Source organism: Psychrobacter sp. Rd 27.2, assembly GCF_001921755.1.
GTDB classification, from domain to species: domain Bacteria; phylum Pseudomonadota; class Gammaproteobacteria; order Pseudomonadales; family Moraxellaceae; genus Psychrobacter; species Psychrobacter celer.
In genome coordinates, this window is the sequence record NZ_MRYB01000001.1 from 339337 (window position 1) to 361116 (window position 21780).

Here is a 21780-nt window from a genome sequence, read left to right on the forward strand (position 1 = left end):
TGATAGCCGCGTATCTGATTTATTTGGATTCGACCATACCTTGCGATGTTAATGTCCATAAAAAAACCTCTTAGATGATCTAAGAGGTTTTTTATTAGCAAACGGCTATGTTTTACGACCGAACTACTGCGATTAGGTCTTTTCGATGATACCACATGCCACACGGTCACCTGCATTACCCGCAGGCTGACTGGTATAATCATCAACCCCACTATGCACGATAAAGGCTAAGCGGTTGACACTGTATTTGCCAGCTTCTGCCGCAGAGATTTTTTTGTTGACGTAGTTGATGGTAGCAACGCCATCTTCGTTTGCTGTCAAGTTAGGCAGGTCGCCTGCATGGCCATTCATGTCATCAGGGTTTGAGTGCGGTTTGTTGTCTGGATTGAAGTGGCCGCCTGCTGCTTTACCCATATTGGCACAGCTGCCTGTCTCGTGAATATGAAGCGATACGGTCTTACCAGGCTGCAAGTTCATCAGCTTACCATACACCTGTACGCCGCCATCTACTGGACGTAAGAATACTTGTCCGACTTCATTTTGGTTACCAGCGACGGCTTTGATGGTAGATTTTAGTGCTGGCTGATTGACAGGATTGCCTGTTTGCATTTGACCTTCGACCGTTTGACAGCCAGTCATGGCAAGAGCCGAACCACATAGTAGTGCACTTGCAAGCATTGTCTTATTCATTATTCTCTCCATTTATATTTATTCGTTGTGATGAATGTCTACTGTTTTCTCAAAGTACTCATGTTTTCTAAGTACTCAAACACTGTATTCAAATACTGTCCTCAAACACTGCTTAATTGCTCAAGCATTGCTTAATGTCGCAATCAGTATAGCCAAGCATTAGGTATAGTTATTCATCAAATGCGCAACAATCGGTTAATAAATGTAAGTATCGTATTGGTTTAAAAAGCATGAGGCAAAAAAACCGCCCATCATGATGATGAGCGGCTTTTTTTATCAGAGTGGATTCATAACCAATCAAATCAGTTATGTAGCGCTTTGCCAGAGGTTTTATCGACCGTTACTTTGGCAGGCTTAAGCGGCACTGGCATACTGACCAGCGCTACTTTTAATATCTCATCAATTGTCGCCACTGGCTGAATGGTCAAGCCTTCTTTGACGTTGTCGGGGATATCAGCTAGGTCGCGCTCGTTACTCTCTGGAATCAACACATGCTTGATGCCACCGCGATGCGCAGCCAGTAGCTTTTCTTTGAGACCGCCGATGCGTAAGATTTTACCGCGCAAGGTAATCTCGCCTGTCATGGCAATATCCGGGCGAATGGCAATGCCAGTTAAGGCAGAGACCAGCGCTGTAGTCAGCGCACCACCAGCCGATGGGCCGTCTTTTGGCGTCGCGCCTTCTGGCATATGCACGTGGATATCAGTGGTTTTGACGGTGTCGTAGTCGATACCTAGGCTGTCGCCACGCGCCCGTACCACACTCATGGCCGCACGGATTGACTCTTTCATCACGTCACCAAGCGATCCGGTAAAGCTCAGCTCACCTTTGCCTTTCATGGCCACCGCTTCGATGGTTAATAGCTCACCGCCAACTTGTGTCCAAGCAAGACCAGTCACGCGGCCGATTTCAGGCTCTTCTTCTGCCAGACCGTAGTCGTACTGATGGACGCCTAGATAATCATCGATGTTTTTGTCGTCGACTGTGACTAGCTGACGCTCTGCTTTTTTCGGTGCGCGGGCGCCATGGGTTTCGACCGAGCCGCGTACCACTTTGCGGCAGATTTTATTGACTTCACGCTCAAGGTTACGCACACCAGCTTCACGCGTATAGCTACGCACGATGCTATGCAATGCCGCTTCGACAATCTCAATCTCGCCTTCTTTGAGGCCATTTTGCTTGATGGCTTTTGGTACAAGGTATTTCTGCGCGATATTGACCTTTTCTTCTTCGGTATAACCCGGCAGGCGAATGACTTCCATACGGTCCAGCAGGGCAGGCGGGATATCCATGCTGTTGGCAGTACAGATAAACATCACTTGCGATAAATCTAAGTCCATATCGAGATAATGGTCGTTAAAGGTATCGTTCTGTGATGGATCTAGCACTTCAAGCAAGGCTGACGCTGGATCGCCGCGGAAGTCTTGCGCCATTTTATCGATTTCATCGAGTAAAAATAGCGGGTTTTTGACTTCGACTTTGGCCAATGACTGGACGATTTTACCCGGCATCGCACCGATATAAGTACGGCGATGACCACGGATTTCTGCTTCATCACGCACACCGCCAAGCGCCATACGCACGAACTTACGACCCGTTGCACGTGCAATCGACTCACCCAACGAGGTTTTACCAACACCCGGAGGGCCGACTAAGCACAAAATCGGGCCGCGAAGTTTTTTCACTCGTGATTGGACAGCGAGGTACTCTAAGATGCGGTCTTTGACATCTTGCAAGCCGTAATGATCTTCGTCCAGCACCGTTTTGGCTTTATCAAGATTGATCGAAACCTTGGTCGTGGCGTTCCACGGCGTGTCCAAAATCCACTCGATATAGTTGCGCACCACTGACGATTCACTCGATGCAGGCGGCATCATTTTGAGTTTTTTTAGCTCTTGCTCGGCTTTTTTGCGCACATCTTCTGGCAAGTCAGCATCTTCTAGACGCTGCTCTAGCTCAGCGACATCATCTTCGCCATCGAACGCGCCATCATTGAGATCTGATAGCTCGTTTTTGATCGCTTTCATCTTCTCGTTTAAGAAGTACTCGCGCTGGTTATCTTCCATCTGCTGACGCACGGCTTCTTGGATATCCTGCTCGATGTTTTGTTCCGCGCTTTGCTTGACGAGATATTCGGTCAAGGTATTGATATGGGTTTTGATATCGTCTTTTTCTAAAAACGATTGCTTGACCTCTAAATCCATCGATACGCGGGTCGAGATAAAATAGACCAACTCCAATAGGTCGTCGATACGCCCCGCCACGCGCGTCAGCTCACGCGCATTACGTAAGCGCGCATCCGCATAGCTCTCAAACAGGGTGGTCAGCGCTTGAATGGTGTTTTTTTGCTGGCTCTCATCCATCGCTACATCAAGGTCAGCGCGTTCAAACCGTGCCATCATTAGCGCATCATGGTTTTCAATCGTATCGACACGCGCACGGTACTGACCTTCGATCAGCACTTTAATGCAGCTCTCGTCGCTGTCATGCGGCATGGTGCTGACGATGCGGCACACGGTACCGTATTGATACAAGTTGTCTTGATCAATGTCTTCGGTGAGTGAGTCTTTTTGTGCCACGACCAGTACTTTGTTGCCATACTCCGCCTGCGCCAATTCGACGGCTTTAACGGAGGGTGCGCGGCCGACAAATAGGGCGATTTGCATGTGCGGATAGACCACCACATCACGCAGCGCCAATAGCGGCAAATATGCTTCTGCCGGTTTATCGTGATGTTTTTTTGCTTGATCTGCGGTCGCCGCGATACTCTCTTGGGTATCGTTTGGCGTATCGCCGTCAGTGGCTGCGGTCGAAACGTCGACATCGATGTCGATATTGTCTTGATCAATATTGTGTTCGCTCATATATTCCTTCCTCGTTCACCAGACTTGTAAAGTCAAGTTCGTGGTTCATGTTTAGATAAATGGTGCTGCTATACAAAATTGCAAGGCTCTATTGCCAACAGAAACGAGGATATTGTCTCTTTATTTGCTTGGTTTTATTTGTCTGCGGGGTTCTGCGCGTGGGTTTTGTGAGTAAAATCAGGTAAAATAGCGCGCGTCTTAGCCGCAATCGGCAGTCAAAGCTATCTATAAGGCAGAGCGGGTAAAACGCAAAAGCGCCATCATAAGGCTAAAAACATAGGGTAAGGGGCGAGAATATGACCATCAATGCAGTGCTGTTGGCGGTAGTCATCATGCTAGGGCTATCTTTGGCGCGGGTACACGTGGTACTGAGTTTGTTAATCGGCGCGCTGGCAGGTGGGCTCATCGCAGGTCTGGGTATGACCGATACCCTCAATGCCTTTCAAGAAGGCATCCGCAATGGCGCGCAAATCGCGCTGTCCTATGCGCTGCTTGGGGCTTTTGCAGTGGCGATTGCTCACTCTGGATTGCCGCAATCACTCGCAGGAGCGGTCATTAAGCGTATCGATGCTGGTGGCACCAGCGCGATGATTAAGTATCTGCTGTTTGCCGGCTTGGTAATGATGAGCTGCTTTAGCCAAAACCTAATCCCTATTCATATCGCTTTTATCCCGCTGCTGGTGCCGCCATTGCTGCTGGCGTTCAACCGTATGCAGATAGATCGCCGTCTGATCGCGTGCCTGTTGACCTTTGGTCTGGTCACCACTTATATGTTTATTCCTTATGGTTTTGGTGATATTTATCTCAATCAAATCATGCTAAAAAACGTTGGAGAAGCAGGCATCGATGTCGCCGATATTTCAGTTGTACAAGCGATGGCAATTCCGGCGACAGGGATGCTGGTCGGCTTATTAACAGCGATATTTATCAGTTATCGTAAGCCGCGTGATTATCAGCAAGTCGCAGTGGATAAAGAAGCGCATGACGCCGTGGTGGCCAATGATGCCTTGAGCAAAACCGCTGCTGGCGCTAAGGCACAAAGTAAGCTCAAAACCCTAGTGGCGCTAGCGGCTATCGTCACCGCCTTTGTGGTGCAGCTTTATACCGACTCGTTGCTGCTCGGCTCGATGTTTGGCTTTGGGGTCTTTATGGCGACCGGCGTGGTCAAATGGCGTGATGCCGATACGGTGTTTAATGATGGTATCAAACTGATGGCGATGATTGGCTTTATCATGATTACCGCGCAAGGCTTTGCTGAGGTTATGAAAGCGACGGAGCAGATTCAGCCGTTGGTCGATGGCGCGGCGTCGTTGTTCGCAGGTAACAAGGCCATTGCCGCCTTTATTATGCTGCTCATTGGGCTGGTGGTGACCATGGGGATTGGCTCATCGTTTTCGACCATCCCTATTTTGGCCGCGATCTATGTGCCGCTCTGTATCTCTCTAGGGTTTTCACCGCTCGCCACCGTGGCGATTATCGGTACGGCTGGCGCGCTTGGTGATGCAGGCTCGCCTGCCTCAGATTCGACACTCGGGCCGACCTCTGGCCTGAATATCGATGGCCAACACGACCATATCAAAGACAGCGTGGTGCCGACCTTTTTGCATTACAATATCCCATTATTGGCCTTTGGTTGGATTGCAGCGATGGTGCTTTAGACAATACTCTAAACGGCTATTACCAAATCAAAAAAGGCGAGTGATTTGATAATCATCCGCCTTTTTGGCTTTTTATAAGGGTTTGGTTCACATTTTTCTCAGTTGCTTAGCGCACTAAGAATAGCGCTGTAATTATCAGCGATGTGCTAAGCATACCCTGTAGTTTGTTGTTCGATATAAATCATTTTTCACTGGTATTACCACCCTCATCAAAATCCCCAATCTCACCATTTACATTACTCAAAAACGCATCACTTTGTGCCAGCAACTCATTCAAACGCGCCTCATTAATGACATTAGCCAATTCATCAGAGCCAAAGGATTGTTCTTGACTGTAGTAAAGCATTTCTCTTTTGTCATCACTTCCTAACGCTTTTAGATACGTATCAACGGTATCAGCGCTAGAGGCTTCTTGCTCAGCACTATGGTTAGTTTTTGCGCTATTATTTGGTTGAAACCACCTTATACCACTTGGCGTTATCAGGCCATCTAACGGCACATCCCAAGGCTGACGCGCTAGCTGCTCGACCACCTGAAAATCATAACACCAGCCAATTTTTAACGGTTTTTTTAACCCTGCCTGATGGCTTTTACCAAGTGTCGTATCATAAAAGCCGCCGCCCATACCCATACGATTGCCACGTTTATCCACTGCCACCAGTGGACAGATAATGACGTCTAACTCTCGTGCCCAGCGTAACCTGCGATGATGATTTTGCTTCATACCCAGACTATGAATCCGTGTCGGTACGTTTACCCATTTAGAATGATAAATCGGCACAAAACGCAGGTGTTTATCAACATTACCCGTAGCATCACGACCGAGCGAGCCGACCACTGGCAAATACGGCAAATAACCTAGGCGCTTACACCAGTTAAGCAGTGGCTGAGTGGGCAGCTCACCAAAGCCATCGTAATATAAGCCAATACGCGCGCACGGTGGTAGTCGCTGCTGGAGTTTGGGTAAATGCAAACTTGCCATGCGCGCGTATTGTCTGCGTTCGCCTGCACTTAACTGGCGACGCTGGCGGGTAAATTGCCGTCTGGGTGGGTTGACAATAGTAGCAGCCATTTTATCCTTTACTTTTACGTCAGCGCCCTTAGATGATGACTTAGGCGGTGCTTTAGGCGCTGTCGTGGCAGACGGGTATTGGCTGGTGCTTTTGGACATCAGTTAGCCTCACGGACGTGGAGAAATTTGTGATAAGTCATGCTATCATAACGCCACTTTACATCGTATTTTCCTTTATGTGCAGCGTGCGTTGCACTTTTTATGGCTCAATAAAACCAAAGAGGGTAGTTATGTCGACACAGAATCAGGCAACACGACTTGAGAAAGACACAATGGGCAACGTGGAAGTCCCAGCCGACGCTTATTGGGGTGCGCAAACCCAGCGTAGCCGTGAAAACTTCAAAATCGGTGGCGAGACCTTGCCGCGTCCGATGATTGAAGCGATGGCACTGGTAAAAAAAGCCGCTGCTATCACCAACGCCAGCCTAGAGCGTATCGAAAGCGATAAGCGCGACCTCATCGTACAAGCGGCAGATGAAATCATCAATGGTGGCCTTACCGATCAGTTTCCATTAGTGGTTTGGCAGACCGGTTCTGGTACGCAGTCAAACATGAACATGAACGAAGTACTCGCCAACCGTGCCAACGAAATCGCAGGGAACGCGCGCGGCAGCTACACGCCGATTCACCCAAATGATCATGTCAACCACGCTCAGTCTACCAACGACAGCTTCCCAACCGCGATTCGTGTGGCCGCTGCTCGTCAGATCAACAGCCTACTTATCCCAGCGGTAAAAGCACTACGCGATACGCTAAATGCCAAAGCCCGCGAGTTCGATAGCATCGTCAAAATCGGCCGTACGCACTTACAAGACGCCACGCCTTTGACCCTAGGCCAAGAGTTCAGCGGTTATGTCAGCCAGCTTGACCATGCATTGACTCGCATCGACAATGCGTTACAAGGTCTATATGAGTTGCCACTAGGCGGCACAGCGGTTGGTACGGGTCTAAACGCTCACCCTGATTATGCAGTAAAAGCCGCTGAGCAATTGGCGACATTGACAGGCTTACCCTTTGTCACTTCACCAAATAAATTTGAAGCACTAGCGGCGCGTGATGCCGAAGTCTTTGCTTCTGGCGCATTAAAGACCCTAGCAGGTAGCCTCAATAAAATCGCTAACGACGTACGCTGGCTCGCTTCAGGCCCGCGCTGTGGTCTTGGCGAGCTGACCATTCCTGAAAATGAGCCAGGCTCGTCTATCATGCCAGGTAAAGTCAATCCAACGCAGTCAGAAGCGATGACCATGGTTGTGGCGCAAGTGATGGGTAACGATACGACTATCAGCATGGCGGGCGCGTCAGGTAACTTTGAGCTAAACGTGTATAAGCCGGTGATTGCCTTTAACCTATTGCAATCTATCAAGCTATTGGGCGATGCGTGCAACAGCTTTAATGAAAACTGCGCGGTCGGTATCGAGCCAGTAAAAGAAAAAATCGATGACTTTTTGCACAACTCATTGATGCTGGTGACGGCACTAAACCGTCATGTCGGCTATGAAAATGCAGCAAAAATCGCCAAGACGGCTTATAAAGAAAATAAGACTTTGAAGCAAGTGGCGGTTGAGTTAGAGCTACTCACTGAAGCGCAGTTCGATGAGTGGGTCACTCCTGAAGATATGGTGCATCCTAAGTAAGCAGTAGACCAAATAATGACCTGCTACGGCGTCAGATTCGCTTAATGTACGATAAGTACCATTTACACTCGTCTTTCTGGTAGCAGCGTCATATTTGTTCCACTGAGAATTTAGAAAGAAAAAGACCTTGTCACGTTATGTGGCAAGGTTTTTTTATTCAAAATCTAAGCTCAATTAAAACTTATACAGCAAGCCTAGCGTCGTGGTGGACTCGGTACGCGAGTTGACCATTGGGCTGTCTTTTTGCTCATTTGGCAGATAGCTTAAGCTTTGGTTGGCAAAGCCTGCCCAGCGCTCATTGAAGTCATAGTTGGCACTGATATTGATATAAGGGTTTAAGCTTGAATTGGATTTATAAGCAGCAATGCCGGTCTTGGCAGATTCTTCTTCACTAACGCCATAATAATACTCGTTATAATCTGCATCATGATACTCAAATCCTGCACTCGGATAGACGGTGAGCTTACCTTGAGTGATACGCGCCAGATAAGTCAGCCGCGCTGTGTTGCCGCCGCTACGATCCAATACATCTGTTGCGATCTGCGCACGAAAACCCCCAACTGGCGTACGACGTAAATACGTCAAACCTGCCGCTGCCGAGGCCTTACGTTCATCTAGTCCTTGTAGCGCGCCGCGGGCATCATCAGGGTCAAACTCGCTACCAGACAGCTGCGCGTATGCCGAGAGCTGATTGGTACCATCATTGATGAGATAAGCACCAGCTTGAGCGCCGCGCGCATAGACTCTGTTGTTGTCATAAAACACGCCCGGCAGCACGCGTATATCAGTGCTGTCTTCCATATCATAGGCTGGATTGACGGCCATGACGTTAACGCCGACGCTAAGTACCGCGTCTGGATCGGTCGGTAAGTTGTTTTTAAAAATTGCGGCATGAGACATGCTGGCGACACCCAGTAAGGCAGTAGCTGCCAAAGCGTTAAAGGTTGTACGGGTAGCGATATGAGGTAGCGCAGATACATTAGACATGGTTTTTTTCTCATCAGTGGTTGGACTAGTAAATGGTGAAACGATATCGTCAAAATTTGAGCAAATAAAGATAAGTAAGATAAGTAAAAAAGTGCTGGTGAATAAATTGCACAAGCTGTTGGCACGCAGGCTGTTATCAACACTATTCATAGTGACGAATAGCCACGACGCGCTACTCAATGAGCGCTATTCAATGGCGGCGAGCACTTGTAGTAGCTGCTGATGCATGTCTTGCCACCAGTAGGCAAAGCCAACACTCATGACGAGCATCACAAGCCAAGGGAGCATCTGCCATCGTATCGCAGGTTTTTTTGCCTTATTTGAGTCAGCAGGGTGATGACTATTATTATGATAGTTATTATACCCTGTATGCTGCTGATAAGTGGGATGGATGTGCAAGCTTGCATCAAAAGGCAGGCTTATTTGTGTGGCCTTGGCACGCTGACGATAGGCAATGGCAAAGGCCAGTGCAATCACCAAACCTGTCACCGCGCCGCCGATATGACCAGCATTGTCGATACCAGGGACAGCAAAACCATAGACCAAATTGATACCCATAATAAATATCAAACTTTTGAGATTAAGGACAAGGCCGTTGACTGAGATTTTGAATAATGCGGCGATGAGTAACGCCGCCCCGATACCCATGATGCCACCAGAGGCACCTGCCGATATGCCAGGCTGTCCCGTGCCATCTAAAATCCCTTGCCAAGTGACATAGTTATTGAGTAAGTTGCCACCGATGGCCGCCAATAAAAACAAGGCCAAAAACTTCGCGGAGCCAAACATCGGTTCGGCCACTTGACCGAAAAAATACATGGCAAACCCATTAAACAATAGATGCATCAAACCAATATGCAAAAACGCACTACTGAGCAGCCGCCATGGGTCGTCAGTCATGGTAAAGGGCAGCGCATTGGCGCCCCATTTGAGCAAATCCTCAGTCGAGGGGTTATTGGCATCGACGCCTGTTAGCACCTGCAGGAGAAACAGCCCAATAAAGCTGATTAACAGTAAGGTGGTCACAGGTGCTGTCTTTAACAGTTGTTGTATGGTCATAAGCGCCAGTTTTATTGATAAGTTATAAATAGAATAAATAAGCAGTAGAGACAATGATAAATAAAGCACAAAGACGATGCGTAGAGCAAGTCGTTTGCCAGCGTGCCCGTTTGTCAAACGGCGCTTGTATCAAAAGCCAATCAGCCATCATGGCTCACTTTGAGGTTTTCGTACGTGCCTTTTACCAAGATGTCTTTTGTGACTGTGTTGATATCGGTATGACCACAAAATGCCATACTAATATCGCACTCGTTATAGATAAGCTCAAGCGCGCGGCGCACACCATCTTCGCCATAAGCGCCTAGCCCATACAGAAAAGCGCGGCCAATCATCGTGCCTTTTGCGCCCAAGGCGATGGCTTTTAGGACGTCTTGACCTGAGCGAATCCCGCTATCGAGCCACACCTCGATGTCGCTGTTTTCGGCATGGACTGCCTGTACGATGTCAGAGAGGGCAGAGATAGAAGACAGCGCCCCGTCCAACTGACGACCGCCATGGTTGGAGACGACCAGCGCATCGGCACCGCTACGGGCGGCGAGTATCGCATCTTCAGGCTCCATGATGCCCTTTATAATCAGCTTACCGCCCCACATGTCTTTGATACGCGCGACATCATCCCAGCTCAGGCTTGGATCAAACTGCTCTGCCGTCCAAGCAGAGAGTGATGACAGATCCTCAACATTTTGTGCATGACCGACGATATTACCAAACGTGCGACGTTTGGTGCCGAGCATATTCATACACCACTGCGGCTTGGTCATTAGGTTTAGGATATTGGTCAGTGTCGGTTTGGGCGGGGCAGAAAGTCCGTTTTTGATGTCTTTGTGGCGTTGTCCAAGCACTTGCAAGTCGGCGGTCAAGATAAGTGCTGAGCAATTGGCTTCTTTGGCACGGCGAATCAGATTGGCCATAAAGTCCTGATCGCGCATGACGTATAGCTGAAACCAAAACGGCTTACTGGTGTGGGCGGCGACATCTTCAATAGAGCAAATACTCATGGTCGACAACGAAAAGGGCACGCCAAATTTTTCAGCGGCGCGTGCGGCATGTATCTCACCATCGGCCCACATCATGCCAGTAAACCCCGTTGGGGCGATGGCTACAGGCATCTTGACTGGCTCACCGATCATACTCGTTGCCAGACTGCGATTATCCATATCGACCAATACGCGCTGGCGCAGCTTGATACGGTCAAAGTCAGTCTCGTTATTACGATAGGTGGTCTCAGTCCACGAGCCTGAATCGACATAGTCATAGAACATACGCGGCACTTTACGCTCAGCGACACGGCGCAAATCTTCAATATCGGTCACTTTTTTTAATTCAGTCATCTTTTTTAACTCCGGCAATTTTTTAATGTTGGGTGTGAGGCGTTTATAGATGTCTTGTTATTATTATGGCAAGCTGTCCTATGATGGCGCAGACATAAATAACTGCTGCAAATCCAGCACCGAAAACGGATAATTTAAGCGTACTGTCGGTGTGATTATCACAGGAATGGTAGTGGCAAATGTCATCATCAGCGGCTCATCGAAGTCGGCAATATCGACATACTGATAGGTCAGCCGTTGTACGGTTTGAAACTGCGCGATGACTTGTTCAGCGACATCACACAGATGGCAGCCTGTGGTGCCAAGCAGCCACCAGTTATCGATATTTTCACTAGTGCCAAGGCTAGGGTTGGCGGCTACTATGCGTGCCCGCAGCTCTGCTATATCCTGCTCTGCTATATTATTATCATAATCCATGTTTATACTCGTGCTCTATTGTTTATATCTAACGTTCTACGTCTGGCGCTTGTTTTTATGTGGGTGGCAACCGCTTCGTTTATTTGGATGGGTCATAAAAAAGCTTATTGTAAAAAGCTTATATTGCATTGTGCTACTGACATGATAAAGAAATGGGGTAAATAATGACAGCGATTATGAGATTAGGTAAGATGACCTGCTATTTGAGTTAACTGCTTGGGCTGTTTTTGGATAAGCGGCTAACTTTTATCTTTTCAATCACTTGGATATCGCGCATGGCAAGTTTTGGCACATTTATCAAACGAGTATTTTTGGCGTTCATGTTGTTGGTCGTGGTTTTTCATATTTTGGTCGCAGGGCTATTATTGATTTGGAAAACCCAGCCCATTAACAACAGCATGTTTATGCTGACCCATCGTCTGACCGGCGGCGAGGTCACCCAAGAGTGGGTAGAATATGATCAAATTGCCAAGTCCGCCAAGCAAGCAGCGATCGTCAGTGAAGACGCAACCTTTAGCCAGCATAATGGCTTTGACTTAAAGGGTATCGAGGCTGCACGCAAAAAAAACGAAGAAACAGGCAAGATGTCGGCTGGCGGCTCGACCATCACGCAGCAGTTGGCCAAAAACCTGTTTTTGACCGCGCATCGCTCCTATATTCGTAAAGGCGAAGAGGCGATTATCACCGTGATGATAGAGACGTTGTGGGACAAACAGCGTATCTTGACCGCTTACCTTAACGTGGCTGAGTTTGGCGATGGTATCTACGGTATCGAGGCGGCTGCACACCACTATTTTAATAAAACTGCGGCCAATCTCAACCGTGACGAGTCCGCGCTGCTCATCAGTATGCTGACCAATCCAAAATACTATGAAAACAACCAAGGCGATAGACGGCTACGTAACAAACAGCGTATCATCAAAAAACGCATGAAAAATGCAGTCTTACCACAATCCGCATCATGACGTATCGAGAAGGCAAAAGGAGTAGGGACGTGGCAGATACCAAAAGCAATGATAACCAGCATCAGACTGACAATAGCGCCGCCGTGATGAGCATAAACGATGGGGCACATGGGAAAAAAGCGGGTGATCTCGCCCACATCGCATGGCAGCGGTTTGAAGATGGCAGTTATTCGCCCAGCAGTTATATCAATCGCGACCTGTCTTTGTTGCAGTTTCATCTACGGGTACTGGCGCAGGCTGCCAGTCCGCGCCATCCACTGCTCGAGCGTTTGTTTTTTTTGATTATTTTTTCATCAAATATCGATGAGTTTTTTGAGATTCGCGTTGCCGGTATCATGCAAAAGCTCAATATCGGTGATGTGTCGACCAGCGCGCACGGTATGCGGCCCAGTGAAGTGCTCAATGATATCTCTGCTGTGGCGCATGAAGCCATCGCTGAGCAATATCGCATTCTCAATGAAGACATCTTGCCCGCGCTGGCCAAAGAAGACATCCGTTATCTCAAACGCGATGAGCTAAATAGCGAGCAGTCGGCATGGATGAAGCGCTATTTTACCGAACAAGTCTCGCCTGTGCTGACGCCGATTAGTATTGATCCTGCCCACCCGTTTCCGCGTTTGGTCAATAAAAGCCTCAACTTTATCGCTACCCTAGAGGGCAAAGATGCCTTTGGTCGTGATATCAATCTCGCCATCGTTCCCGCGCCGCGCAGTCTCCCACGCGTCATACGCTTACCTGATGAGCTGACTGGTGGCAAAGAGCATCACGTCATGCTATCGGCCATTATTCATGAGCATATTGGCGAGCTGTTTCCGGGGATGAATGTCACCGGCTGTCATCAGTTTCGACTGACGCGTAATGCGGACTTAGACCTAGCGGACGATGTCGAGGATATCGCCAAAGCGTTAGAGGGTGAGCTTGAAAACCGCCGCTTCGGTGATAAGGTGCGCCTAGAGGTCACCACCGACTGCCCAACGCCCATCAGCGACTATCTGCTCAATGAGTTTGAGCTGCACGACAATCAGCTGTACCGTGTCAACGGGCCGGTCAACCTCACGCGTTTATTGTTCGACTTTAATATACCAGCGCTGCGCTATCAGCCCTTTACGCAAGCGATACCCAAAGCGTTTCGCCGCGAAGAAAAAAAGCTGGACAAAACCAGTAGCATGTTTGCCGCCATGCGCAAAAGAGATGTATTGGTGCATCACCCTTTTCATGCCTTCTCGCCTGTCGTCAACTTATTATGGCAAGCCGCCAACGACCCAAAAGTTTTGGCAATCAAGCAAACGCTGTACCGCTCAGGCACCAATTCAGAAATCGTCAAAGCACTGGCCGCTGCTGCTCGAAATGGCAAAGAAGTCACTGCCGTCATCGAGCTGCGCGCCCGTTTTGATGAAGCCTCAAACATCGCAGTCGCCAATTATCTGCAAGAAGCAGGGGCGGTAGTGGTGTATGGCATTGTCGGCTACAAAACCCATGCCAAACTGATGCTAATCATACGCCGCGAGGATGATCGCATTCGCCGCTATGTACACTTAGGGACAGGCAACTACCATGCCGCCAATGCTAAGGTCTATACCGACTACGGCCTGTTTACCGCCGACCCTGATATCTCAGAAGACGTGCACAAGATATTTCAGGAGCTAACGGGCATGGGCAAGCCTGCCAATCTCAAAAAACTCCTGCATGCGCCCTTTACCTTGCATGATAAGTTGATGAGTTTTATCGATGCTGAGATCGCTCACGCAAAGGCAGGCAAACGCGCTCATATCATGGTCAAGGTCAATGCTTTGACTGAGCGTCGCCTGATCGGCAAGCTCTATGACGCCTCTCAAGCAGGGGTAAAAATCGAGCTGATTTTGCGCTCGATGTGCTGTCTGCGTCCACAGGTCAAAGGTTTGTCGGAAAACATCACAGTACGCTCGGTGATAGGCCGGTTTTTAGAGCACACACGCATTTACTATTTTTATAATAACGGTGACGAGCGTCTGTATTGTGGTAGTGCCGACTGGATGGACCGTAACTTGTTTCACCGTGTCGAAGTGGCGTTTCCGATTGAAGATAAAAAACTGTTTCAGCAGATATATCAAGATGGCTTGATCAACTACTTACAAGACAATACCCAAGCGTGGACACTCAATGGCGACGGCGTCTGGCAGCAATTACAGCCCGCTGCTGGCACACCGCCACATGCCGCCCAAGAGCATTTATTAACGCTCATCAATGGGGTAGAGGCGTCGTCTTAACAGCCCTCTAATACTGACTCAAACCAAACGCTGGCGATGACTGGCGTTTGGTTTTTTTATGGATGCCAGTAGGTACCGTTATTTGTGTGATGCTGGCAGGAAGTTACAAACTGTCTTGTAACCTCACATTTATTCACACATTGATACCGCAGCACACTGGTGTCTGGTCGAGCCTTGTTTCTATAATAAAAATACACTCAATCATAAAGCATAGAACGTAAAAGAACGTAAAAGCCAATGATAAAAGCATAGGAAAAAAGGGAAGCCTCTATGAATAATCACGATACGACGCCTGATACTTCTGATACAAAATCAGACATCAAAAAAGCAGCCGAACAGGCAGACAGTCAAAAGATTCAGCAAAATCTCAAGGAAGACAAGAGAGTCGATGTGCCTGAACAGCTAAGCGAAGAAGAGCAAACCGCCTTCATCGAAGAGGATTTACGTACCGATAAATAAGAGGATAACAAATAACAGGATAAATAGTTACTCCACTTATTAGCCAATACATACGTGAGGGATATAGCATGTCAGACAATACACGCCCAAATAATGAAGAAGCAGTACCGATCCACGACCCTGCCATCAAACAGCCAGACAACCCAAAAGGCAGCTATGAAGGCCGAAAGTACCAGCCAAATATAGATGGGCCAGAACAAGCCTCACAGGAGACAGACGAGGTCTATGTCGACCCGCGTAAAGAAGAAAACCTACCTGATGGCGGCAAAAACGTGGCCGATCTCAATGCTCATGATTTGAGCCAAAAAGGCAATGGATAGTTCGTTGTCCATATAGGTTAGACTCATATAAGCTATTATAAAACATAAGGTCGAGTATTGAGCATACCATTTCGTGGCCATGCTAAAGAAGTAGCTACGACCATCAAGTATTAATGAAAAAGTATTCATGAAAAAACAATAACGATAAAAAAGACAAGGATGAGATGATGCAAACCAAAGATCCAGCATTAACCAAAACGCCCATAGATAATCATAAAGATCATAAAGACGCGCTTGGTCGCCACGATATGAGCAATAATGGCAAAAAACATGATATCGAAGATCATGAGATTGAAGAAAAAACGACAGAGAATAAAGGGACAGATACTTTTGAAGAAGGCATCGTAGAGACAGAGCATGTCAATGACGATGATAACCCTGCGCGCCAGCCAGATCGACGCGATCAAGAAGGCACTGCGTTTGATGATAACGTTAATGAAAGGACTGTCAGTAGCGAAGCCCCTGATAGCCATAAGATTAACAATAAAAATCGCTATGCCACTGTCGATAATGCCCAGACACGGGTGTTAAACCCTGATGAAAAAGATCATGAAAAAGACAGATAGTTTTTTTATGATCTAGGGCAAATCCTTCATTCACTTGATTTACTTTCATCTTTCTATCATAAGGAAATGCTATGAATAATCCCAATGATCACTCATTAAAACCAGCAGAGACAGCGCAAACGCCAAAACACCAGCAGCATGAACTAAAAGATGCTGACGACAATGACGGTATCGTGCCTGATGATGCGCTGCAAAAAGCCAATCCTGCGGCTGCAGAGCGTGTCACAGATGATCACGATCCGCATCACGTCGCCAAAGACCATAAACAGTATGATAGCCCGCTGATGGAAGACGATAAATAGTTAAGCGGGCGTGCCACTATGAAACCGTAGCTCAGTATCAGGACTGGTGATAAGCGCTGCTTCTATTTCTCTAAAAAATGCCACTCGCTCATCGATAGCCTCTGTCGATAGTGACTGTGCCAATGCCAAATAATCCTCAAAATGACGACTCTCTGACTTGAGCAAATAGCGGTAGTATTTTGCCAATCGCTCATCATCAATCACCTCAGCCAATGCCGCAAAGCGCTCACAGGAGCGCGCTTCGATAAACGCGCCGATGATCAGCACGTCAATCATTGCCGCAGGCTCATAAGTGCGCTTGTGTTTGAGCATGCCTTTGGCATAGCGCCCCGCACTTAAGTATCGCCATTCTTGACCACGCTCATTCATGATACCCAGCACTTGCTCATAGTGCAGCATCTCCTCACGTATCAGCTGCGCCAATTTACGCTGCAAATCATAAGAAAACTCATAGCGAAACAGTAGGTTCATCGCGGTGCCAGCGGCTTTTTTTTCGCAGTTGGCATGATCTTGAATGATCAAAGGTAGGTCAGCGATAGCGGCGGCTACCCAGTCTGGCGTGGTACGTGCACCCAAAAAACCATAAACCGCAGATAAGTCTACTTTGTTCGGTGTGCGCAGCTGCGAGATATCTACACTGTCTTCTGTACTGTTTTCTACTGTAGTGTCGTCGTTTATAGCATGGGAGTTGGTTGGCATGGTCGGTTTACTCATAGTCTGTGTCATGGTCAAAAAGTATTGGATAAGATAAAAGGTTGTTTTAAAGGTTTGGGTTTGCCGCCTGAGCTTATTAAGTATTAAGTATCGTTTTTATACTGAACTGGATATATAAAAGCCCGAAAAAACGATTACCACGATTTGAGGATAAAGAGCCTAAGCGCTGATAGGCTGTAGGGTATCATTATTATACAACCCCAGTATTTACTTGGTGAATGGGGTTTTCTTGTTTATTTCTTTATTTGATAGTAGGATGATATTTTGTTTAGGCGGCATTTTGTTTGATGACTCAATAAAGGAGCGATCAAGGAGCGATGAGCGCCCGCTCGAGATGGCAAACATTATAACAACTGCCAGCGCGATATAAAGCAGATATCACTATCGACAAAAAGGCACAGCCATCACGCAGATCACCCGCTCATATCAAGGGCGCGCCGTTTTAGAGAAATGCACGCCATCTACTACCCCTATAGTGGTAGCAACTTCGTAGGTACACCCATCACAGATAGATAAGGATAACAGCATGAGCCAATCTTCTAACGCCAATCGGATTCAAAAAGGTATTCTTGCCATCGACCAGCAGTTGTATGACTTTATCGAAAACGAAGTGCTGCCAAAAGTCGGTGTGGACTCAGACAGTTATTGGTCAGGTTTTGAAAAAGTCATCAAAGCGTTTACGCCGCGCAACAAAGCGCTGCTTGCGACGCGCGACAGCATTCAAGCGCAAATCGATCAATGGCATCTAGACAATCCTGCCAAAGAAGGTGAGATTGATTTCCCAGCGTACAAGGCTTTTTTGCAAGAAATTGGCTATTTGTTACCAGAAGGCGATGACTTTACGGTAAGCACCCAAAACGTCGATGACGAGATTGCTCATATTGCAGGTCCACAGCTAGTCGTCCCCGTACGCAACGCGCGCTATGCGCTAAATGCCACCAACGCTCGTTGGGGCAGCTTGTACGATGCCTTGTATGGCACCGATGTCATCAGCGATGAAAATGGTCAAGAAGCGGGCAGCAGCTATAATCCCACGCGCGGCGCGGCTGTTGTCGCTTATGCCAAAGCCTTTTTGGATGAGCATTTTGCGCTAGCCTCAGGCTCTTATACCGATGTCACAGGCTTTAGCGTCGTCGATGGCAAACTGGAAGTCAAGCTGGGTGATAGCAGCACTGAGCTAAAAGACGCCGAAAAATTCGTCGGTTATGTCGGCGAGGCAGATAGCCCCTCTGGTATTTTGCTCAAAAACAATGGCCTACACGCAGAGATTCAAATTGATGCCAGCCATCCAGTAGGTAAAGATGACCCAGCAAACATCAAAGACGTACTATTAGAGTCCGCCATTACCGCGATTCAAGACTGCGAAGACTCAATCGCTGCGGTCGATGCCGAAGAAAAAGTCGAAGTGTATCGCAACTGGCTCGGTTTGATGAATGGTGATTTGCAAGAGACGTTTGAAAAAGGTGGTAAAACTCGCACCCGTAAGCAAAACCCAGATCGTGAGTACACCACACCAGAGGGCGGCACACTGATCTTACCAGGTCGCTCATTGCTCTTGATTCGTAACGTCGGTCACTTGATGCAAAACCCAGCGATTTTGGTCGATTTGGGCAATGGTCAAGAGCAAATCTTTGAAGGCCTGATGGATGGTTTGATCACGCCGCTATTGACGCTAAACGATCTAAAAGGCAAAAACGCGCTATCAAACTCACGCAAAGGCTCGATGTATATCGTCAAGCCAAAAATGCATGGCCCTGATGAAGTTAAAATGGCCAATGATTTGTTTAATGCGGTAGAGGACTTGCTCGGCCTAGAGCGCCATACGCTCAAGATAGGTATCATGGATGAAGAGCGCCGCATGACGGTAAACCTAAAAGAAGCCATCCGCCAAGCCAAAGAGCGCGTTATCTTTATTAATACCGGCTTCTTGGATCGTACAGGCGACGAGATGCATACCAGTATGAACGCAGGTGCCTTTGTGCCCAAGGGCGAAATGAAGTCGCAAGCATGGCAGCCCGCCTATGAGCAGTGGAACGTCGATATCGGTCTAGAAACTGGCCTGCAGGGCGTGGCGCAGATTGGTAAAGGGATGTGGGCCAAGCCTGACGAGATGAAAGAGATGCTAGAGACCAAGGCGGCGCATCCAAAATCTGGTGCCAGTACCGCTTGGGTACCATCACCGACAGGCGCCACCTTGCATAGCATGCATTATCATCAAGTCAATGTCGCCGAGGTACAAGACAGCCTAAAATCACGCGAGCGTGCTAGCCTAGACGATATCTTGACCATTCCATTGGCCAAAGACACCAACTGGACAGAGGAAGAAAAACAGCAAGAGCTGGACAACAACGCGCAGGGCATCTTAGGGTACGTGGTACGCTGGGTAAACCAAGGCGTCGGTTGCTCAAAAGTGCCTGACATCAACGACGTGGGCCTGATGGAAGACCGTGCGACTTTGCGTATCTCAAGCCAGCATATCGCCAACTGGTTGCATCACGGTGTGGTCAGCGAGCAGCAAGTCATGGATACCATGAAGCGTATGGCGAAGATTGTCGATGAACAAAACGCCGGCGACAGTAGCTATCAGCCTATGGCAAACAACTTTGAGCAGTCTTATGCCTTTAAAGCGGCCTGTGACCTCGTCTTTAAAGGACGCGAGCAGCCAAGCGGCTACACTGAGCCACTATTGCACCAAGCACGCTTGGATCTAAAAGCCAACGTCTAAGCCAGTGTGCGTCGCTATCCTATTGCATCGGCATAAAAGCTGTGTCGATGCATGTATATATTGCTACATGGCTATATTGACCCGATGTCGATAGTGGGTCGATAGTAGATAGCGATAATGCTGTTTCGCTTATAAGCGCTACTTATCAGTGAATAAGTAGCGCTTTATTTTTGTACGCAATACAGTGGGCATAATCGAATGGTTTGTCATAAAACTTACGATAAACCATTGGTATTTAAGCGCATTGTATGGCTGTTTTTTTTTAACGCCTGAGCGCTATAAAAGATATGGAGTGCGCCAGATATCGCGTTAAAAGTACAAAAAAATATGTTGCAAATTATGTCAAAGTTGTTATGCTTGTACTCGAAGTATGAGTTTGGTAACGGATGTTACGCAGCAGAAGGATAAAGACCAACGTTTACATGGCAGTTACTTTTTTGATGCTGGTTATGTAAGTCATGGTTTTTTCATCTTACTGTAATAAAACTTCGCCACACTTGTTTCTGACTAATCTCGGTAGCCAGTTACACATTATATCTTTGAGGATTTGTGACGATACCAATTGGGCACCAGCTAATAATAGCTCGCTCATTACTACAATTGTAAAGTGGAGATACCCCATGAAAAAACTACTTTTAGCTACAGCCGTTGCTGCTCTATCTGTTTCTGCAGCCAATGCCGCTCCAACTATCTATGGTAAAGCATTTGTTACTGCCGACTATGTAAATGCTGAGTTTGATGCAGCTGGTAGCGTAAATGATTATGATGAAGACACTGTAGAGATTAACTCTAACTCTTCACGTATCGGTATCAAAGGCTCTGAAGCCTTAACTGCCAACACTGACGTTATCTATCAGCTAGAGTATGGTACTCGTGTTGACGGTGATAAAGATGGTTTCACTAACCGTGATACGTATCTTGGTGTCGTTAACAAAAACTTTGGTGAGATCCGTGCTGGTAAAAACCAATCTACTTTAGATTATGTAAACAACGTAATCGTTAACGATGGTTATTGGGATAACCTAGGTGGCAACAAGCTTGAGTCAAATGAAGAGCAAGGTGGTTTGAATATGGCTGATAGTAGCCGTATCAACAGCTCAATCGTTTGGATGACTCCAAAGTACGATAACCTACCATTACAACTTTCTGTCATGTATAGCTCTGATGAAGATAACGGTAACAAAGACGATGGTTTCGGTGCTGCGCTAATGTTTGACCAAGGTACTGGCTTCACTGCTGGTGTTGCGTACGATAAAGACCAAAACATCAATGGTGATATCATCCGTGGTACAGCAACTGTCGACCTAGGCAAGTATGTTGCAGCTCCAATCACATTGGGTGCTTTATATCAAGTAGCTGATTTTGACGGCGCTGGCTCAGGCGATGAAGATGAAAAAGGTTTCATTCTTAGTGCAGCAATGGGCTTAGCCAACTTTGCTCGTCCAGCAACTATCTACACCCAGTATAACAATACCTCGAACCTAAATGGTTGGAAAAATGCTGATTCAGATCAAATCGTTGTTGGTGGTAAATACTACTATCAAGACAACATCATTGCACATGCTTATGCAGGTATGAACAATGCTGATAACGTTACAGTTGCAGGTACCTCTATTACTGGTGATGCTGAAGTATTTGTAGTTGGTGGCGGTCTAGAATACAAATTCTAATCTAACCATTAGAATATAAATAAAAAACTCATCCTTCGGGGTGGGTTTTTTTGTTGTATGTATTATTTGTGACAAAAGTCTACCGCTGAGGTAGAAAACAA

18 protein-coding genes are annotated in these 21780 nt (G+C 47.4%); 10 read left to right on the top strand and 8 right to left on the bottom strand.

Translation table 11 applies throughout. The features are described from left to right. Positions 1–132: 132 nt before the first annotated feature. Together BTV99_RS01440 and lon are read right to left on the bottom strand one after the other, a co-directional pair. Complete coding sequence (locus tag BTV99_RS01440; RefSeq protein ID WP_075100559.1) at positions 133–690, bottom strand: superoxide dismutase family protein; 558 nt, start codon at positions 688–690, stop codon at positions 133–135. A 302-nt stretch (positions 691–992) separates the two neighbouring features. Beyond that, complete coding sequence (gene lon, locus BTV99_RS01445; protein WP_256713702.1) at positions 993–3554, bottom strand: endopeptidase La; 2562 nt, start codon at positions 3552–3554, stop codon at positions 993–995. A 296-nt stretch (positions 3555–3850) separates the two neighbouring features. Here lon and BTV99_RS01450 point away from each other — a divergent pair, with 296 nt between their 5' ends. After that, positions 3851–5212 carry a Na+/H+ antiporter family protein gene (locus BTV99_RS01450; RefSeq protein WP_075100560.1) on the top strand — a complete coding sequence of 454 codons (1362 nt, stop codon included), beginning with the start codon at positions 3851–3853 and terminating at the stop codon, positions 5210–5212. Positions 5213–5393: 181 nt separating this feature from the next. Here BTV99_RS01450 and BTV99_RS01455 read toward each other — a convergent pair whose 3' ends face one another. Continuing rightward, positions 5394–6383: a 5-formyltetrahydrofolate cyclo-ligase gene (locus tag BTV99_RS01455; RefSeq protein ID WP_256713703.1), complete on the bottom strand. Its 990-nt coding sequence runs from the start codon at positions 6381–6383 to the stop codon at positions 5394–5396. A gap of 131 nt (positions 6384–6514) precedes the next feature. Here BTV99_RS01455 and fumC point away from each other — a divergent pair, with 131 nt between their 5' ends. Further along, positions 6515–7918 (top strand): class II fumarate hydratase, encoded by a 1404-nt coding sequence (gene fumC / locus BTV99_RS01460; RefSeq protein WP_075100561.1) that lies wholly within the window; start codon positions 6515–6517, stop codon positions 7916–7918. Positions 7919–8092: 174 nt separating this feature from the next. Here fumC and BTV99_RS01465 read toward each other — a convergent pair whose 3' ends face one another. The 4 genes from BTV99_RS01465 to BTV99_RS01480 all read right to left on the bottom strand — a co-directional run bounded on the left by BTV99_RS01465 (position 8093) and on the right by BTV99_RS01480 (position 11712). Further along, the gene (locus BTV99_RS01465) at positions 8093–8905 is read right to left on the bottom strand and encodes a MipA/OmpV family protein (protein ID WP_075100762.1); all 813 of its coding nucleotides are present in this window, start codon (positions 8903–8905) and stop codon (positions 8093–8095) included. A 186-nt stretch (positions 8906–9091) separates the two neighbouring features. Further along, a complete protein-coding gene (locus BTV99_RS01470) occupies positions 9092–9964 on the bottom strand; it encodes a rhomboid family intramembrane serine protease (RefSeq protein WP_075100562.1) in 873 nt (290 codons plus the stop codon). Between the two features lie 140 nt (positions 9965–10104). Then, positions 10105–11295, bottom strand: coding sequence for an alpha-hydroxy acid oxidase (locus tag BTV99_RS01475; protein ID WP_075100563.1), 1191 nt, complete (start codon positions 11293–11295; stop codon positions 10105–10107). A 78-nt stretch (positions 11296–11373) separates the two neighbouring features. Further along, positions 11374–11712 carry a glutaredoxin family protein gene (locus tag BTV99_RS01480; protein ID WP_075100564.1) on the bottom strand — a complete coding sequence of 113 codons (339 nt, stop codon included), beginning with the start codon at positions 11710–11712 and terminating at the stop codon, positions 11374–11376. Positions 11713–11987: 275 nt separating this feature from the next. Between BTV99_RS01480 and mtgA the strand changes: the two genes are divergently transcribed. The 6 genes from mtgA (at position 11988) to BTV99_RS01510 (ending at position 16570) form a co-directional block, all read left to right on the top strand. After that, positions 11988–12677, top strand: a complete 690-nt coding sequence (mtgA, locus tag BTV99_RS01485) for a monofunctional biosynthetic peptidoglycan transglycosylase (RefSeq protein ID WP_075100565.1) — start codon at positions 11988–11990, stop codon at positions 12675–12677. A gap of 86 nt (positions 12678–12763) precedes the next feature. After that, a complete protein-coding gene (gene ppk1 / locus BTV99_RS01490; protein ID WP_256713709.1) occupies positions 12764–14923 on the top strand; it encodes a polyphosphate kinase 1 in 2160 nt (719 codons plus the stop codon). A gap of 270 nt (positions 14924–15193) precedes the next feature. Then, the gene (locus BTV99_RS01495) at positions 15194–15382 is read left to right on the top strand and encodes a hypothetical protein (protein ID WP_075100566.1); all 189 of its coding nucleotides are present in this window, start codon (positions 15194–15196) and stop codon (positions 15380–15382) included. Positions 15383–15450: 68 nt separating this feature from the next. Further along, complete coding sequence (locus tag BTV99_RS01500; RefSeq protein WP_075100567.1) at positions 15451–15702, top strand: hypothetical protein; 252 nt, start codon at positions 15451–15453, stop codon at positions 15700–15702. A gap of 164 nt (positions 15703–15866) precedes the next feature. Beyond that, the gene (locus BTV99_RS01505) at positions 15867–16268 is read left to right on the top strand and encodes a hypothetical protein (protein WP_256713704.1); all 402 of its coding nucleotides are present in this window, start codon (positions 15867–15869) and stop codon (positions 16266–16268) included. A gap of 71 nt (positions 16269–16339) precedes the next feature. Then, a complete protein-coding gene (locus tag BTV99_RS01510) occupies positions 16340–16570 on the top strand; it encodes a hypothetical protein (RefSeq protein WP_075100569.1) in 231 nt (76 codons plus the stop codon). Here BTV99_RS01510 and BTV99_RS01515 read toward each other — a convergent pair whose 3' ends face one another. Then, the gene (locus BTV99_RS01515) at positions 16571–17269 is read right to left on the bottom strand and encodes a tRNA-(ms[2]io[6]A)-hydroxylase (RefSeq protein ID WP_075100570.1); all 699 of its coding nucleotides are present in this window, start codon (positions 17267–17269) and stop codon (positions 16571–16573) included. Positions 17270–17810: 541 nt separating this feature from the next. Between BTV99_RS01515 and BTV99_RS01520 the strand changes: the two genes are divergently transcribed. Together BTV99_RS01520 and BTV99_RS01525 are read left to right on the top strand one after the other, a co-directional pair. Continuing rightward, the gene (locus BTV99_RS01520) at positions 17811–20009 is read left to right on the top strand and encodes a malate synthase G (protein ID WP_075100571.1); all 2199 of its coding nucleotides are present in this window, start codon (positions 17811–17813) and stop codon (positions 20007–20009) included. Positions 20010–20629: 620 nt separating this feature from the next. Next, positions 20630–21679, top strand: coding sequence for a porin (locus tag BTV99_RS01525; protein ID WP_075100572.1), 1050 nt, complete (start codon positions 20630–20632; stop codon positions 21677–21679). Positions 21680–21780: the final 101 nt, after the last annotated feature.

What these genes read in the sequence shown, in the direction of transcription:
- BTV99_RS01440 (WP_075100559.1), bottom strand. Translation starts at nt 690, where the DNA reads ATGAATAAGACAATGCTTGCAAGTGCACTACTATGTGGTTCGGCTCTT.
- lon (WP_256713702.1), bottom strand. Translation starts at nt 3,554, where the DNA reads ATGAGCGAACACAATATTGATCAAGACAATATCGACATCGATGTCGAC.
- BTV99_RS01450 (WP_075100560.1), top strand. Translation starts at nt 3,851, where the DNA reads ATGACCATCAATGCAGTGCTGTTGGCGGTAGTCATCATGCTAGGGCTA.
- BTV99_RS01455 (WP_256713703.1), bottom strand. Translation starts at nt 6,383, where the DNA reads ATGTCCAAAAGCACCAGCCAATACCCGTCTGCCACGACAGCGCCTAAA.
- fumC (WP_075100561.1), top strand. Translation starts at nt 6,515, where the DNA reads ATGTCGACACAGAATCAGGCAACACGACTTGAGAAAGACACAATGGGC.
- BTV99_RS01465 (WP_075100762.1), bottom strand. Translation starts at nt 8,905, where the DNA reads ATGTCTAATGTATCTGCGCTACCTCATATCGCTACCCGTACAACCTTT.
- BTV99_RS01470 (WP_075100562.1), bottom strand. Translation starts at nt 9,964, where the DNA reads ATGACCATACAACAACTGTTAAAGACAGCACCTGTGACCACCTTACTG.
- BTV99_RS01475 (WP_075100563.1), bottom strand. Translation starts at nt 11,295, where the DNA reads ATGACTGAATTAAAAAAAGTGACCGATATTGAAGATTTGCGCCGTGTC.
- BTV99_RS01480 (WP_075100564.1), bottom strand. Translation starts at nt 11,712, where the DNA reads ATGGATTATGATAATAATATAGCAGAGCAGGATATAGCAGAGCTGCGG.
- mtgA (WP_075100565.1), top strand. Translation starts at nt 11,988, where the DNA reads ATGGCAAGTTTTGGCACATTTATCAAACGAGTATTTTTGGCGTTCATG.
- ppk1 (WP_256713709.1), top strand. Translation starts at nt 12,764, where the DNA reads ATGAGCATAAACGATGGGGCACATGGGAAAAAAGCGGGTGATCTCGCC.
- BTV99_RS01495 (WP_075100566.1), top strand. Translation starts at nt 15,194, where the DNA reads ATGAATAATCACGATACGACGCCTGATACTTCTGATACAAAATCAGAC.
- BTV99_RS01500 (WP_075100567.1), top strand. Translation starts at nt 15,451, where the DNA reads ATGTCAGACAATACACGCCCAAATAATGAAGAAGCAGTACCGATCCAC.
- BTV99_RS01505 (WP_256713704.1), top strand. Translation starts at nt 15,867, where the DNA reads ATGATGCAAACCAAAGATCCAGCATTAACCAAAACGCCCATAGATAAT.
- BTV99_RS01510 (WP_075100569.1), top strand. Translation starts at nt 16,340, where the DNA reads ATGAATAATCCCAATGATCACTCATTAAAACCAGCAGAGACAGCGCAA.
- BTV99_RS01515 (WP_075100570.1), bottom strand. Translation starts at nt 17,269, where the DNA reads ATGCCAACCAACTCCCATGCTATAAACGACGACACTACAGTAGAAAAC.
- BTV99_RS01520 (WP_075100571.1), top strand. Translation starts at nt 17,811, where the DNA reads ATGAGCCAATCTTCTAACGCCAATCGGATTCAAAAAGGTATTCTTGCC.
- BTV99_RS01525 (WP_075100572.1), top strand. Translation starts at nt 20,630, where the DNA reads ATGAAAAAACTACTTTTAGCTACAGCCGTTGCTGCTCTATCTGTTTCT.